The sequence below is a fragment of the Streptomyces uncialis genome (assembly GCF_001905345.1).
GTDB classification, from domain to species: domain Bacteria; phylum Actinomycetota; class Actinomycetes; order Streptomycetales; family Streptomycetaceae; genus Streptomyces; species Streptomyces uncialis.
Genome location: NZ_LFBV01000008.1, coordinates 57713 through 72849 on the forward strand (window position 1 = coordinate 57713; position 15137 = coordinate 72849).

The window sequence follows — 15137 nt, forward strand, 5'->3', positions numbered from 1 at the left end:
GGTACCGCACGGGTGAACGGGGGCGCGTCCGGTCGGCCGGGCGCCGGATACGCCCGCAGCCCGGAGGACTTGATGTGCGCGGACGGTGCCGCCATGGGCATGGTGGAGGCATGACGACTCCTCAAGCCCGCGTCCACGAAGCCTGGTCCACGGTGCTGCGCAACGGAACCGGTCCGGTGCAGGACGGCTTCCTCGGGCTGGTCCAGCGGACGAAGGACTCCCGCCACTACTGTGCCGAACTCGTCTGGGGGAACCTCCAGACCGCCGACTACGCCCGTGCCGTTCTCCAGCGGGTCGTGAACTTCCACGGCGTCCCGGACGACATCGAGGCCGGTGTCGCCGCCCGCACCGCGAGGGCGGCGCTCATCGGGCGGGACGGACGCTCGTACCACACGCTTCTCGGCGAGCAGGCGCTGCGCGCAAGGTTCGGGGGCGTGGAGGTGATGCGGGGGCAACTCGCGCACCTGCTGGCGGCCACCGAACGTGCGGGGCTGCTGCTGGGGATCATCCCCTCACGGGCCGAGCTGGCCGGGCTCCCGGGGCACAGCTTCGGGATCTTCGACGGCAAGCTCGTGCATGTGGAGACCATCGCCTCGGGACTGGACATCACCGACGAGGCGGACCTGGCCGTCTACGAGAAGGCGTTCGCGCTGCTCCAGCGGTCCGCCGTCTACGGTGACGCCGCCCGGGACCTCATCCGGGAGGAGCTGGCCGCGCTCCGGTGAGCCGGTCCGCCCCGGGCGTGACACCGCCCCCGGCGCCTGTGGCAGCCGGGGGCGGGGGTTCGTGCGGGCGCGGGTCAGAGGAGACCGAGGGCGCGGACCGCTTCGCGCTCCTCCGCGAGCTCCTGCACCGACGCGTCGATGCGGGCGCGGGAGAACTCGTTGATGTCGAGGCCCTGGACGATCTCGTACGCGCCGTCCTTCGCGGTGACCGGGAAGGAGGAGATGAGGCCCTCGGGGACGCCGTACGAGCCGTCCGACGGGATGCCCATGGACGTCCAGTCACCGTCGGCGGTGCCGTTGACCCAGGTGTGGACGTGGTCGATCGCGGCGTTCGCGGCGGAGGCCGCCGAGGACGCGCCACGGGCCTCGATGATCGCGGCACCGCGCTTCGCGACGGTCGGGATGAACTCCTCCGCCAGCCACTTCTCGTCGTTCACGACCTCGGCCGCGTTCTTGCCGCCGACCGTCGCGTGGAAGATGTCCGGGTACTGGGTCGCGGAGTGGTTGCCCCAGATGGTGAGGCGCTTGATGTCCGCGACGGTCGTGCCCGTGCGCTTCGCGAGCTGCGTCAGCGCGCGGTTGTGGTCCAGGCGGGTCATCGCGGTGAAGCGCTCGGCCGGGACGTCCGGGGCGGCGGCCTGGGCGATCAGCGCGTTGGTGTTGGCCGGGTTGCCCACGACGAGGACCTTGATGTCGTCGGCCGCGTGGTCGTTGATGGCCTTGCCCTGGGGCTTGAAGATGCCGCCGTTGGCCTCCAGCAGGTCGCCGCGCTCCATGCCCTTGGTACGGGGGCGGGCGCCGACGAGGAGGGCTACGTTCGCACCGGCGAAGGCGACGTTGGGGTCGTCGCTGATGTCGATGCCCTGGAGCAGCGGGAAGGCGCAGTCGTCGAGTTCCATCGCGGTGCCCTCGGCGGCCTTCAGCGCCGGGGTGATCTCCAGGAGCCGCAGCTTGACCGGCACGTCCGCGCCGAGCAGCTGGCCTGACGCGATGTGCGGAAGAGCAGGGCGTAACCGATCTGGCCGGCCGCGCCGGTGACGGTGACGTTCACGGGAGTGCGGGTCATGGCGTTCTCCGTATGAGGCTGGCGGTGGGGCGTCCCTGCCCCGGATGCGGGACCCCACGCGGCGCGCGTCTGATCGATCATCGGTGCGGATGATCGATCTCTTGGCGTCAAGAGAGATCCGTCGGTCAGGCTATCGCGCCCCGGCCGTCACGGATGGGCTGGCCCCTGTGGCCCACCCCACAACGGGGTGCGGGGGCGGTGGAGCGGCTGAATCCCTGCTGTGGCCGTCCGGCGGGGTGGGGTTCCTCGCGCGGGGCTCATCACCCCCACAGGAGCGAGGCACGGCGGCCGTCCGGCCCGGAGGGGGGAGAACGGGGCGGACGGCCGCCCGGGGGGTGTGGCCACTCCCGTGGGGGTACTTCTCCGCTTGCCCCCGTCCGGGGGTTCCATGCGGGGGAATTTCCCGGGGATGCCGCCCGGGGTCCCGTGGGGTTCGGGGCGGGTTCGCGGAGTCCCTGGCCGGGTGTCCGTGCGGGTGCCTTCGGCTTGGATTCGGCTGAAAACGGGTCGCCTTCGCTCGCGCTTCCGAGGTCCCCTGTGCTGGGCGCACTTGTCCCTGTGCCGTCGTCCGTGGGGTGCGCAGTTCCCCGCGCCCCTGGGTTGCTTGTGCCCGGCGTACTTGTCCCTGTGCGGGTCGTCCGTGGGTGCGCAGTTCCCCGCGCCCCTGGGGTTCCACACCTGGGCGTACCTGTTCCCGTGCGGGTTGTCCGGGGGTGCGCAGTTCCCCGCACCCCTGGATGCTGCCCCATTGCGGTTGTTCCTCGGGTGCGGGTCGCCCTCGTTTTCGCGCAGTTCCTCGCGCCCCTGGGGTTCCACACCTGGGCGTACCTTGTTCCCGTGCGGGCAGTTCGTGGGTGCGCAGTTCCTCGCGCCCCTGGGTGCTGCCCCATTGCGGTCGGTCCTCGGGTGCGGGCCGTCCTCGTTTTTGCGCAGTTCCCCGCGCCCCTGGGGTTCCACACCTGGGCGTACCTGTACCTGTGCGGGTACTTCGGGGGTGCGCAGTTCCTCGCGCCCCTGGATGCTGCCCCATTGCGGTCGTTCCTCGGGTGCGGGCCGTCCTTGTTTTTGCGCAGTTCCCCGCGCCCCTGCAGGGGCGCCCAACTGGGGCTGGCGATCAGACTGCGGGCTGTCAGCAAGCGGGGCCGGGGTTCAACCACCCTCCTCGCGGACTCGCTCTGCTGCGGGAGGGGGTGGGCGGGAATCTCTGCTCGCAGACTCCGATGCTCTTCAGTCGAGTCACGGAACGTCTTACCGAGCGTGTCGGATCGAGGACGGAGAATCCCGACCGGCACCGACCCGAAGAACCCACCGGACGCGCCCCAAAGGGGCGCGGGGAACTGCGCAGAACCACCGAGCGACGGCACAGGAACGAAGTACGCCCAGCCGGACAGACCCAGAAGCGCAAGCGAAGGCGACCCGCACAGGGGGGAGCCTCCGGCCGAGCTGGACAGCTACTCCGTGCAGGATTTGCGGGCCGTGGCCCGGACCGTCGCACACGCCTTCGCGTCGCCCGCCGCCCCGACCGCCACCATCGGCGTATACGCGTCCGTGTCCGCCGTGGCCTCGACCGTACTGGCCTGCTTGGCCGCGCCGGGGGCCGCGATGTCGATCCGGTCCCCGCCCGCGGCCTGCGTGATCCGCGCCCACGCGGCCCCGCACGTCTTGCTGTAGCGGACCTCGACGGTGGCCGTACCGACCCGGGCGGTCGTGGTCGTACGGGCCAGTTCGCCGCCGCACCCCATGGTCTCCGGGTCCTGACCGGTGCAGTCCTTGCCGCTGCACTCGACCCCGGCGGGCAGCACCGGCTTGCTGGGCTTCGCGGACGGGGACGGCTTCGCCTGGGCCCCGCCGTCACCGCCGCCGAGACCCGTCGCCCAGACGGCCACCGCGATCACGGCGAGCGTGCCGACGACCCCGGCGAGGAACATCGTGGTCCGCCGCTTGGTACCGGACCCGGACCCGGCGGGGCCCTGGGGCGCGCCACCGTGCCCCGTGGACCGGTGTCCCCCGGGAGGTATCGCGCCGTTGGCGGCGGCCGGGTGGGAACCGGGACGGGCTCCGGGACGGGTCCCCGGACCGTTCGGCACGGCTCCGCCGAAGTGTCCCTGGTAGCGCACGCTCTCGAAGGTGACGTCGTTGCCGGAGGCGTCGGAACGGGCCGGGTCCGGGCGCCGGGCGCCCGGCGCCGCGTGCGCGCCGCCCCGCGCGCCGGGACGGCCCGGCCGTCCGGCGGGGGCGCCGGCACCCGCGGGACGGCCCCCGGGCGCCTTGTGGGCCCGGCCGCCGCGCTCCCGCGTGGGCGTGCCGCCGGTCTCCCCGAGCGCGGCCCGCGCCTGGGAGATCCGGATGGCCTCCATCGTCATGTCGTGGCGCATCTCGGAACGGCTCCAGGCGCGTTCCGCCAGCTCCCACATCGTCGTCAGATGGACCGGGTTGGTGCCGGTGACCTCGGCCAGTGCCACGATCGCGCCCTTCGGCGCGAGCAGCCGGCCGTTCAGGTACCGCTCCCAGGACGTCTTGCTGTAGCCCGTGCGGTCCGACAGCGCGGCGATACCCAGCCCACTGCGGTCGACCAGCCTGCGGAGCTGTCCGGTGAACTCCTTGACCTGTGGGTCCAGTTCCTCCGGGAGTTCCTTCCAACGAGGCATTGCGTCCCCCTATCCCCCGAACGTACGTGTACGTCCCTGTGCGTGACCCCGTGCCTCATCCCGTTCTGGTACCCACAGGGATGCCCGGAGCCGGGATGCCAGTTCCCGCCCAGGGGGCGCACGGAAGCGTTCGGACTTCCTTCGCCGCGCGCCTTGCGCGCGGGAAGTCCGCCGCCTGCGCGCCAGTGTCCCACCGCCCGGGGCGTCCGCGATACGGAACCCCGGGTTCTGATACCGGGCCGGGACACCCCGGCACCGTCCCGGTGACGCACCGTACGCGGCGGACACCCCAGGGACACACCTGGACCCACCTGTAAGCACCGGAAGGCCACATCGTGGCCTACCGGCGGTCACCGTACCGCGCCGGGGTACGCCCGCGGGGACCGTCCGCGTACGCCGGGCGCCCCCGCCGGACGGCTGTCCCACGCCGCGGACGGCCGTCCCGTCACCGCAAGCGCCCGGACACGGCGGTGGCCCGCACGCTCACGGGGAGCGTGCGGGCCACGGTGCGGGCGTCGGGGCCCGCGGGTGGCCGGACGGCGGACCGCCCGGCCGGAAGCCGGCGCCGGATCAGGCGGACGCCATCTTCTTCTGGAGGTTGGCGTCGAGCGCCTCCAGGAACTGCTCGGTGGTCAGCCACGGGCTGTCCTTGGAGATCAGCAGCGCCAGGTCCTTCGTCATCTGACCGCCCTCGACGGTCTCGATGCAGACCTGCTCCAGGGTCTCCGCGAACTTGGTGACCTCGGGGGTGTTGTCCAGCTTGCCGCGGTGGGCGAGGCCACGGGTCCACGCGAAGATCGACGCGATGGGGTTGGTGGAGGTCGCCTTGCCCTGCTGGTGCTGGCGGTAGTGACGGGTCACCGTGCCGTGCGCGGCCTCGGCCTCGACGGTCCGGCCGTCGGGGGACATGAGGACGGAGGTCATCAGGCCGAGCGAGCCGAAGCCCTGCGCGACGATGTCGGACTGGACGTCGCCGTCGTAGTTCTTGCACGCCCAGACGTAGCCGCCCTCCCACTTCAGGGCCGCGGCGACCATGTCGTCGATCAGGCGGTGCTCGTAGGTGAGCCCGGCCTTCTCGAACTGCTCCTTGAACTCCGCGTCGAAGATCTCCTGGAACAGGTCCTTGAAGCGGCCGTCATAGGCCTTCAGGATCGTGTTCTTCGTCGACATGTAGACCGGGAAGTTCCGGGCCAGGCCGTAGCGGAAGGACGCGCGGGCGAAGTCACGGATCGAGTCGTCCAGGTTGTACATGGACAGCGCGACACCGGAACCCGGGAAGTCGTAGACCTCGCGCTCGATCGGCTCGGAGCCGTCCGCGGGCTGGAAGGTGATGGTGAGCTTGCCGGGGCCGGGGACCTTGAAGTCCGTCGCGCGGTACTGGTCACCGAAGGCGTGACGGCCGACGACGACCGGCTTCGTCCAGCCCGGGACCAGCCGGGGCACGTTCTCCATGATGATCGGCTCACGGAAGATCACGCCGCCGAGGATGTTGCGGATGGTGCCGTTCGGCGAGCGGTACATCTTCTTCAGGCCGAACTCCTCGACCCGCGCCTCGTCCGGCGTGATCGTGGCGCACTTGACGCCGACGCCGTACTCCTTGATGGCGTTCGCGGCGTCGACCGTGACCTGGTCGTCCGTGGCGTCACGGTGCTCGATGCCCAGGTCGAAGTACTTCAGCTCGACATCGAGGTACGGCAGGATCAGCTTGTCCTTGATGAACTGCCAGATGATGCGGGTCATCTCGTCGCCGTCGAGCTCGACGACGGGGTTGGCTACCTTGATCTTGGCCATGAGGTGGAACGTCCCTCTCGCGCTTCGGCTGGTCGGCGAGGTCCGCTGCGCGCTGTGCGCCGCGCAGGTGGTCCGGACTCGTCGCTCGGTCGGCTATGTATCTCGTCATCAAGATACTCGACCCCGCCTCGGTGAGAACAGCCCGGTCCACCCCTGGCCCGTTCCAGCCGTCCGGAAGTCCCCGCCAGGGCTCGCCCGCGTACTCCCCCGACGGACTCCGGTGACCGTCCGTGGCCGTCCGTACCGGTGACCGCCCGTCGCCGGTGGGCCACCGGGACCCGACGGCCCACCGGGACGGGACGGCCTCTGGGACGGGACGGCCACTGGGGCCCGACGGCTACTGGATCGTGAAGTGGAGCGTGTCCTCCAGGAACGGCACCACCAGCACCGGGTCCGGCTGGGTCATCAGCGCCAGCAGCACGATCGCGCCACCGAGCACCCCGTACGTGATCATGTCCGTGAAACGGGAACGGACGGCCAGCATCCCCACGGACGGCAGCGCCCAGCGCAGCAGCCCGCCGGTCAGCAGCCCGAGCCCGATGAGGACCGTGCCGACCCGGAACACATCGAGCCCGGTGAGCAGCAGTCCCACGCCGACCATGCCGAGCACGGTGAGCATCGGCCACTGACGGGCCGGGGCCGGGGCGTCGCCCGGGGCCGCCCGGCCGCCGCCCTCGGGCCGCGCGGTGTCCCGGGTGAGGGAGAACCGGCGGTTGCGGATCTTCGCGACCGGCGGCCCCTCGGTGACCCCGGGGGTTCCGGTGTTCCCTGATTCGCCGGAGGGCTCGGTGTCGCCGGTGGCCTCGGCGGTCCCTGCGGCGTCGGTGTTCCCTGCGGTCCCGTCGGCCCCGGTGTCGTCGGAGTCGCCGTCCGCGCGCGTACCGGTACCCGTACTCGTACCCGTATCGGTGCCCGTACCGGCGGCGGCTTCCTCGTCGGCACCCGTGCCCGGGTCCGTGACCTCAGGGGCCGGGGCCTCAGGGGCTGCCGGGTTCTCGTCCGGCTCGGGGCCAGGACCGGCGCCGGGAGCCGGGCCGGGGGCGGAGGCGGGGGTGTCAGCCGGCACCGTTCGTGTTCCGTTCCGCCGCCTCGACGACATTGGCCAGGAGCTGGGCGCGGGTCATCGGACCGACGCCGCCCGGGTTCGGCGACAGCCAGCCCGCGACCTCGGCGACCCCGGGGTGGACATCGCCCACGATCTTGCCGTGCTCGTCGCGCGAGACACCGACGTCCAGGACCGCGGCGCCCGGCTTCACGTCCTCCGGCTTGATCAGATGCGGCACACCCGCCGCCGCCACGACGATGTCGGCCCGCCGCAGATGCGCGGCGAGGTCGCGGGTGCCGGTGTGGCACTGGGTCACGGTGGCGTTCTCGGAGCGGCGGGTCAGCAGCAGCGGCATCGGGCGGCCGATGGTGACCCCGCGGCCCACGACGACGACCTCGGCACCGTTGATCTCCACACCGTGCGCGCGCAGCAGCCGGACGATGCCGTACGGGGTGCAGGGCAGCGGCGCGGGTTCGTTGAGGACGAGACGGCCCAGGTTCGTCGGGTGGAGGCCGTCCGCGTCCTTGTCCGGGTCCATGAGCTCCAGGACGCGGTTCTCGTCGATCCCGCGCGGCAGCGGGAGCTGGACGATGTAGCCGGTGCACGCCGGGTCGTCGTTGAGCTCGCGGACGACCGCCTCGATCTCCTCCTGGGTGGCGGTGGCGGGCAGTTCGCGCTGGAGGGAGGCGATCCCGACCTGTGCGCAGTCGCGATGCTTTCCGGCAACGTACTTCTGGCTGCCCGGGTCGTCACCGACCAGGACCGTGCCCAGTCCGGGCGTGACGCCTCGCTCCCTGAGGGCCGCCACGCGGACGGCCAGTTCGGACTTGATCGCTGCTGCGGTGGCCTTGCCATCGAGAATTTGGGCGGTCATGGGTTCATCTTCGCGGATGGCACGGGCCGGGTTCCAATCCGCTGCCCCGCCACCCGGCGGACGCCCTGGCGAGCTCTCTGTCACACCTTGGTGACCGGTGTTGCACTTGCACAACAGTGCGGGGCTCCGGGCTGGACAAATAAGCCACAGCTAAAGAAGCATGGGCGCACAGTGCCGCGGGCAGTGTCGGGGGGTACGGCCGCATCTGTAAAGAACTCCTTCCTCCGTGCAACGCCGCGTCGTCCCCAGCACCACCGACGGAGGAAGTAACCGCCATGAGCTTCGGCGACCCGAACAATCCCTACGGACAGTCCGGATACGGCCAGCCCCCGCAGCCCCAGCAGCCCGGCCAGCCCGGCCAGCCCGACCAGCCCGGTTACGGCTATCCCCAGGCCGGGCAGCCGCAGCAGCCCCAGCAGCAGCCGGGCCAGCCCGGTTACGGCTACCCGCAGGCCCCGCCCGTCTACCCCGGCGCGTACCCGGGCGGCATGGCGATGCCGATGGAGATGCCCGGTCTGATGAAGACCTCCCGGGTGCTGCTGTTCGTCCTGTCCGGCTTCCAGATCCTCGCCGGTCTGATCTTCGGGATAGCCGTCGGTGCCGCGCAGGACGTGTCGAACGGTGTCGGAGCCGGTGAGGAGACCGATGTCCTCGCGGGCCTCGGCTTCGTGCTCGCCGCCCTGTTCCTCGCGCTGGGCGCCCTGTCCATCTTCCTGGGCGTCAAGTTCTCCAAGGGCGGCTCGGGCATCCGCATCACGACCATCGTGTACGCGTCCCTGATGATCCTCGGCGGACTCTTCAACACCCTCGGCGGCCAGGGCGGCTCCGGCACCTTCGCCGGGATCGTCTCCCTGGTGATCGCGGGCATCATCCTCGCGTCGATGGTGAACAGCCAGGCGTCCGCCTGGTTCAACCGTCCCCGGTACTGACCGCGACGCCGCTCCGCACGGCGAAGGGCCGCGCCTCCCGCAGGGGATGCGCGGCCCTTCGCCGTGTCCGGTGACCGGGTGCGGCCACCGGATGCGGTCAGTGGAAGAAGTGGCGGGTGCCCGTGAAGTACATGGTGACCCCGGCCTTGCGCGCGGCCTCCGCGACCTGCTCGTCGCGGACGGAACCGCCTGGCTGGACCACGGCCTTGACCCCGGCCGCGGTGAGGATCTCCAGCCCGTCCGGGAAGGGGAAGAACGCGTCGGAGGCCGCGTACGCCCCCCGCGCGCGCTCGGCGCCCGCCCGCTCGACGGCGAGCTTCGCGGAGTCGACGCGGTTGACCTGGCCCATGCCGACGCCGACGGAGGCCCCGTCGCGGGCCAGCAGGATCGCGTTCGACTTGACGGCGCGGCAGGCCCGCCACGCGAACGCCAGCTCGGCCAGCTCGCCCGGGGAGAGCGCGTCGCCCGTGGCGAGGGTCCAGCTCGCGGGGTCGTCGCCGTCGGCCTGGAGCCGGTCCGCGACCTGGAGGAGCCGGCCGCCGTCGATCTGCTTGACCTCGACGGGCGCGGCCGGCGCCTGGTGGGCGCGCAGCACCCGGATGTTCTTCTTGCGGGTCAGGACGTCCAGCGCCCCGTCCTCGTACTCGGGGGCGACGATGACCTCGGTGAAGACCTCGGCGACCTGCTTGGCCATCTCCTCGGTCACCGGCCGGTTGACGGCGATGACCCCGCCGAACGCGGACAGCGGGTCACAGGCGTGGGCCTTGCGGTGCGCCTCCGCGACGGTGCCGCCGATCGCGATCCCGCACGGGTTGGCGTGCTTGATGATCGCCACACAGGGCTCGTCGTGGTCGTACGCGGCCCGGCGCGCGGCGTCGGTGTCCGTGTAGTTGTTGTACGACATCTCCTTGCCGTGCAGCTGCTCGGCGTCCGCGAGGCCGCCCGTGCCGTCGGCGTAGAGGGCGGCGCCCTGGTGCGGGTTCTCGCCGTAGCGCAGGGTGCTGCGGCGCTCGAAGGTGGCGCCGAAGAAGTCGGGGAACGCGGTGTCGTCGACGGGCGCGTACTCGCTCGCGAACCAGGACGCGACGGCCACGTCGTAGGCGGCGGTGTGCTGGAACGCCTCGGCGGCCAGCCGCTTGCGGGCCGTCAGGTCGAAGCCGCCGCCGCGTACGGCCGCGAGCACGTCGGCGTAGCGGGCGGGGCTGGTGACGACCGCGACGGAGGGGTGGTTCTTGGCGGCGGCGCGGACCATGGAGGGCCCGCCGATGTCGATCTGCTCGACGCACTCGTCGGGGCTCGCGCCGGAGGCGACGGTCTCCCGGAACGGGTAGAGGTTGACGACGACGAGCTGGAACGGCTCGACGCCCAGCTCGGCGAGCTGCGCGCGGTGGGTGTCGAGGCGCAGGTCGGCGAGGATGCCGGCGTGCACCTTCGGGTGCAGTGTCTTGACGCGGCCGTCCAGGCACTCGGGGAAGCCCGTCAGGTCCTCGACCCGGGTGACGGGGACCCCGGCGGCGGCGATCCGGGCGGCGGTGGAACCGGTGGAGACCAGTTCGACGCCCGTCCCGTGCAGCCCGCGCGCGAGGTCCTCCAGGCCGGTCTTGTCGTAGACGCTGATCAGCGCCCGGCGGATGGCCACCTGCGCCCCCTCGGGGGTCTGCGTACCTTCGGCGGTCACGGGATAACTACCTTTCGTCCCTCGATCGAGAAGCCGTCGCGGGCCAGCCGCGAGACGACCTTGACGAGCAGTTCGCGCTCGACTTCCTTGATGCGCTCGTGGAGAGCGTCTTCGTCGTCCTCGTCCCGGATCTCGACCGCGCCCTGGGCGATGACGGGTCCGGTGTCGACGCCGTCGTCGACGAAGTGGACGGTGCAGCCGGTGACCTTGGCGCCGTACGCGAGCGCGTCACGGACGCCGTGGGCCCCGGGGAAGCTCGGCAGCAGGGCGGGATGCGTGTTGACGGTCCGCCCGCCGAAGCGGGCGAGGAACTCCTTGCCCACGATCCTCATGAACCCGGCCGAGACCACCAGGTCGGGCTCGTACGCGGCGGTGGCCTCGGCGAGCGCCTTGTCCCACTGCGCGCGCGAGTCGTGGTCCCGCACCTGGCAGACGAAGGTGGGCAGCCCGGCGCGGGCGGCGCGGTCCAGTCCGGCGATCCCGGTCCGGTCGGCGCCGACGGCGACGATCTCCGCGCCGTACGCCTCCGGTCCGGCGGAACCGATGGCGTCGATGAGGGCCTGGAGATTCGTTCCTGATCCGGAGACCAGCACGACGAGGCGCTTGGCGGCCACGGTGTGGGCCCTTTCTCGCGGGGGCGTTCGATGGTGCGGCGCGGTGTGAGCCGGGGGGTGGACCGCCCGTCGCCCGCGTCTTCGTACGTTCGCACGAAAGCCTGGCGTCCCCGGATACGGGGAACTCTACGAAGCGGCCGACCGCCAGCAACGATACCGCCATGTGGGCGGGGCCCAGGGGACGGGTCGGGGGCGGACGGCGGCGTCCGGGCGGGCCCGGCGGCGGGGGACGGGTGCGGTGCCCGCGGCGGGGACGGCCGTGGTTCCGTGGTCCCTGGGGCGGGGACGGCGCGTGACGCGCGTACGGCGGTCATGTCCCCGTGCCGGGGGACGGCGCGGGCCTGCGGCGGGAACGGTGCGCGACACGGCGGTCACGGCGGGTGCGGGAGCGCGGACGGCGGGATCGGTGCCGCCGGGGCGGAACACCGGCCGGATGCCGTTCGTTGCCGGGTCAGCGGCGTGGTGTGTCCTGATGACAGGGGCCGTACGGTCGCGTATGTACGTGTGGCCCGTACCATCACTGAGATCCACCGTGATCGGCGGCGATCCGTCCGGGTCGGCCGTGCCCACCGTGTCCAGCACGTTCACCGAGCTGCACGGAATCGTGATCCACCGAGGGGAAGTCGCACATCTGATGCCGGAACCGAGCCTCCGACTCCTGCCGCAGCATCCGTGGCCCGCCGCGCCCGGGTCCCCGCGGAGCACCGTCCTGCTGCGGGACCGCGGCCAGACCGACCCGAAGGGGGCATCCGCGCCGCACGGTGGGGACTCCTCCGGGGGTACGGAGCCGTCCGGCCCGAGCGGTAACGGGTCCGGTTCCGGGTCCGACCAGGACAACCCGTTCGCTCCGCCGCCCGAGGGCAGCCCGGACCAGCCGTGGCGGCCCCGGCCTCCCGAGGGGTCCGGTGACGGCTCCGGCAAGGACGACCAGGGCCCGTGGGGCAACCAGTGGAGCGACCAGCAGCCCGGCAGGTCGGGCGGACGCTTCGGGGAGCGGCCCGGGCAGCAGGGCGGCGGGCAGGACGGGCCGCCGTCCGGGATGCGGTGGGACCCCGCGGACCCCGGGCAGCGGCGTGCGCGGTACGCGTTGCTCACGGGTATGTGGGCCTTCTTCTTCGCCCTGTTCAGCTGGCCCTATGTGGCGCTGCTGCTGGGGGCGCTCGCCGTCTACTGGGGGATCTCCGCCGTACGGGGCGTCCCGGCGCGGGGCTCCGGCGACGCGGAGGCGGGGGGCCGCACGGCTCCCGCCACCGCCTCCGTCTTCGGTCCCGGTTCCGCTTCCACTTCCGATGCGGGCAAGTCGCCCGCTGCGGCCGCCGGCTCCGGCTCCGCTTCCGGTTCCGGTTCCGGTGGGAAGCGGCCTCAGACCACCGCGGCGATCAGCGGGATCGTGACGGGTGGGCTCGCGCTCGCGATCGTCGCGGCGACCTTCACCGCGCAGCTGGTGTACCAGGACTACTACGTGTGCGCGCGGGACGCGTTGACCGTTCCTGCGGAGAAGTCCTGCGAGGACCTCCTCCCGAAGGACCTCCGCCCCCTCCTCGGCGTCGACGAGTAGTTCCGTCCACCCACGCCCCAGGCCCCCGTCCGTCCCCTCCCGGGACCGACGGGGGCCTTCCCGTTGCCGGGGGGTTCGGGGGTTCCCTGTGCAGGTCGCCTTTGCTCGCGCTTCTGAGGTCTGTCCGGCTGAACGCACTTGTCCCTGTACGGGTCGTCCGTGGGTGCGCAGTTCCCCGCAGGTCGCCTTCGCTCGCGCTTCTGAGGTCTGTCCGGCTGGGCGTACTTGTCCCTGTACGGGTCGTCCGTGGGTGCGCAGTTCCCCGCGCCCCTAGGTTTCCTGTGCCTGGCCCACTTGATCCAGCTGGGGTGCTCGGTGGTTTTGCGCAGTTCCTCGCGCCCCTTCGGTCGCGCCCCTTACGGTTCCCGTTCGGCTGCGGGTAGCCCGTGGTTGCTCGCGCAGTTCCCCGCGTCCCTGGGGTTCCCCGCGGCCCTTTGGGGGCGTCCGGCTGGGGCTGTCGTCCGGCTGCGGGCTCTCAGCAACCGGGGGCGGGGTTCAAAGCACCCTCCTCGCGGACTCGCGCTGCTGCGGGAGGGGGTGGGCGGGAATCTCTGCTCGCAGACTCCGATGCTCTTCAGTCGAGTCACGGAACGTCGTACCGAGCGTGTCGGATCGAGGACGGAGAATCCCGACCGGCACCGACCCGAAGAACCGGCAGAACGCGCCCCAAAGGGGCGCGGGGAACTGCGCGAAGACGACGAGCGACGGCACAGGAACGAAGTACGCCCACCCGGACAGACCTGGGAAGCCCAAGCGAAGGCGACCCGCAGGGAACTGCGCGAAACCACCGAGCGACGGCACAGGAACAATCGCGCCCAGCACAAGAAACCCAGGGGCGCGAGGAACCGCGCACCCACGGACGACCCGCACAGGGACAAGTACGCCCAGCACAGGAAACCTCAGAAGCGCGAGCGAAGGCGACCCGCCAGGGCCGCCGCAAGCGGCACCGCGACGACCGCCGTCCAGGCCACCGCCGCAGCCCCCGTCTGCCACCAGACGGGACCGAAACGGGCCAGCCCCCCGACACCGAGCGGCCCCCCGGCCACCACCGCGAGCCCCGCCACCATCCCCCCGGCCCACACCGCCGCCTCCAGCGCCCGCAGCGCCGCCCGCCCCCGCCCGGGCACCGCCTCCCCGTCCCCCCGGACCACGAACCACGCCACCGCGACCCCCGCCCCGACGGGAACCGCGAGGGTCGCCCAGGACACCCACTCCCAGCCGCCCCCGGCACCGGGCACCGCCGCGAGCAGCGGGAACGACGGCAAAGGGCCCTCGTACCCCGGTACGAAGGGGGTGACGGGGTGGGCGGCGCCCAGCAGGAAGCCGGGGCCGAGGGCGTACGCGGCGCCCCACACCGCCGCGTTCGGCACGAGGGCCAGGGACAGCAGCAGGACGGTGAGCCGTCCGGACCAGCCCCCGGTGAGCTGCGGGAACGACTCCTGGACGGCGGCGCCGTGCCACAGCAGGGAGCCCGCGACGGCCAGCGCCCCACCGCCCACGAGGACCAGCGCGCCGACCCCGGCGGCCCGTACCGCCACCCGGACCCGGTCCCGTACGGCCGCGTCCCGGGGGTGGTCGCGCAGGGGCGCGACCCGGCGGGCCCAGGACGGCCGGGCCGGGGGCCAAGAGGGCCGGGGGCGCCCGTACGCGGCCCATACGCCGACCGCCGCGGCGAGCGCCACCAGCGGCGGGACGTGCACGGCGACGGACACCGCCGAGGGGCGGGGCTCACCCCCGGCGGCGTACAGGACGGTCCCGGCGACGATGCCGAGGTAGCCGGTGACCACGCCGGACCAGGCGAGGGGGACCGCGCCGGGGCCGGGGCCGACCGCGTCCCGCGCGGCCCGGTGGACCAGCCAGCAGGGCAGCGCGACCAGCAGCAGCGGGGTGACACCGACCGGTACGGCCGCGCCTGTCAGTCCGTCGGTGCGTACGAGGTCGGCGCCGTGGGCGAGCAGCCACAGCGCGGCGGCGGTGCGCAGCGCCCCGTCCGGTCCGCTGTCGGGGTAGGGCGAGCTGATCCACAGGCCCATGACCAGGACCGCGCAGGCTCCGATGCCCAGTCCGGCGGCCGTCGCCCCGCCCAGCAGGGAGGTGACGAGGGCCGTCGTGCGCTCCCGTACCCGGGCGAGCGGCCATGGGTTGCGCGGGGACGGCGGCGGAACGGCGGGGGCGGGCGCGCGGGGGATGATCCGGTTCACGCCCGCCA

General features: G+C 72.6%; 10 protein-coding genes and 1 pseudogene. 3 read left to right on the forward strand and 8 right to left on the reverse strand.

From position 1 onward, the window contains the following. Positions 1–110: 110 nt before the first annotated feature. A complete protein-coding gene (locus tag AB852_RS26760) occupies positions 111–725 on the forward strand; it encodes a DUF5753 domain-containing protein (RefSeq protein ID WP_073792790.1) in 615 nt (204 codons plus the stop codon). A gap of 74 nt (positions 726–799) precedes the next feature. Here the strand turns inward: AB852_RS26760 and AB852_RS26765 are convergent. The 5 genes and pseudogenes from AB852_RS26765 to AB852_RS26785 form a co-directional block, all read right to left on the reverse strand. After that, a pseudogene (locus AB852_RS26765) lies at positions 800–1791 on the reverse strand (malate dehydrogenase). Positions 1792–3242: 1451 nt separating this feature from the next. Next, positions 3243–4439: an XRE family transcriptional regulator gene (locus AB852_RS26770; RefSeq protein WP_073792791.1), complete on the reverse strand. Its 1197-nt coding sequence runs from the start codon at positions 4437–4439 to the stop codon at positions 3243–3245. Positions 4440–5009: 570 nt separating this feature from the next. Beyond that, positions 5010–6230, reverse strand: a complete 1221-nt coding sequence (locus AB852_RS26775; protein WP_073792792.1) for an NADP-dependent isocitrate dehydrogenase — start codon at positions 6228–6230, stop codon at positions 5010–5012. A 337-nt stretch (positions 6231–6567) separates the two neighbouring features. After that, the gene (locus AB852_RS38070) at positions 6568–7296 is read right to left on the reverse strand and encodes a DUF3017 domain-containing protein (RefSeq protein ID WP_245876938.1); all 729 of its coding nucleotides are present in this window, start codon (positions 7294–7296) and stop codon (positions 6568–6570) included. Then, complete coding sequence (locus AB852_RS26785; RefSeq protein ID WP_073792793.1) at positions 7286–8149, reverse strand: bifunctional methylenetetrahydrofolate dehydrogenase/methenyltetrahydrofolate cyclohydrolase; 864 nt, start codon at positions 8147–8149, stop codon at positions 7286–7288. The genes AB852_RS38070 and AB852_RS26785 overlap by 11 nt, the downstream gene beginning before the upstream one ends. 275 nt (positions 8150–8424) lie before the next feature. On the opposite strand from AB852_RS26785, the gene AB852_RS26790 reads away from it, so the two are divergent. Then, positions 8425–9078: a hypothetical protein gene (locus AB852_RS26790; RefSeq protein ID WP_073792794.1), complete on the forward strand. Its 654-nt coding sequence runs from the start codon at positions 8425–8427 to the stop codon at positions 9076–9078. A 97-nt stretch (positions 9079–9175) separates the two neighbouring features. On the opposite strand, the gene purH is transcribed toward AB852_RS26790, so the two are convergent. Together purH and purN are read right to left on the reverse strand one after the other, a co-directional pair. Further along, positions 9176–10756, reverse strand: coding sequence for a bifunctional phosphoribosylaminoimidazolecarboxamide formyltransferase/IMP cyclohydrolase (gene purH / locus AB852_RS26795; RefSeq protein ID WP_073792795.1), 1581 nt, complete (start codon positions 10754–10756; stop codon positions 9176–9178). Further along, a complete protein-coding gene (purN, locus tag AB852_RS26800; RefSeq protein ID WP_073792796.1) occupies positions 10753–11370 on the reverse strand; it encodes a phosphoribosylglycinamide formyltransferase in 618 nt (205 codons plus the stop codon). The genes purH and purN overlap by 4 nt, the downstream gene beginning before the upstream one ends. A 634-nt stretch (positions 11371–12004) precedes the next feature. On the opposite strand from purN, the gene AB852_RS26805 reads away from it, so the two are divergent. Further along, a complete protein-coding gene (locus AB852_RS26805; protein ID WP_073793067.1) occupies positions 12005–12928 on the forward strand; it encodes a hypothetical protein in 924 nt (307 codons plus the stop codon). 899 nt (positions 12929–13827) lie between these two features. Here AB852_RS26805 and AB852_RS26810 read toward each other — a convergent pair. Continuing rightward, positions 13828–15129, reverse strand: coding sequence for a cell division protein PerM (locus AB852_RS26810; RefSeq protein WP_143201289.1), 1302 nt, complete (start codon positions 15127–15129; stop codon positions 13828–13830). Between the last annotated feature and the right edge of the window lie 8 nt (positions 15130–15137).

Coding starts and splice junctions, on each gene's coding strand:
- AB852_RS26760 (WP_073792790.1), top strand. CDS start 111: ATGACGACTCCTCAAGCCCGCGTCCACGAAGCCTGGTCCACGGTGCTG.
- AB852_RS26770 (WP_073792791.1), bottom strand. CDS start 4,439: ATGCCTCGTTGGAAGGAACTCCCGGAGGAACTGGACCCACAGGTCAAG.
- AB852_RS26775 (WP_073792792.1), bottom strand. CDS start 6,230: ATGGCCAAGATCAAGGTAGCCAACCCCGTCGTCGAGCTCGACGGCGAC.
- AB852_RS26785 (WP_073792793.1), bottom strand. CDS start 8,149: ATGACCGCCCAAATTCTCGATGGCAAGGCCACCGCAGCAGCGATCAAG.
- AB852_RS26790 (WP_073792794.1), top strand. CDS start 8,425: ATGAGCTTCGGCGACCCGAACAATCCCTACGGACAGTCCGGATACGGC.
- AB852_RS26805 (WP_073793067.1), top strand. CDS start 12,005: ATGCCGGAACCGAGCCTCCGACTCCTGCCGCAGCATCCGTGGCCCGCC.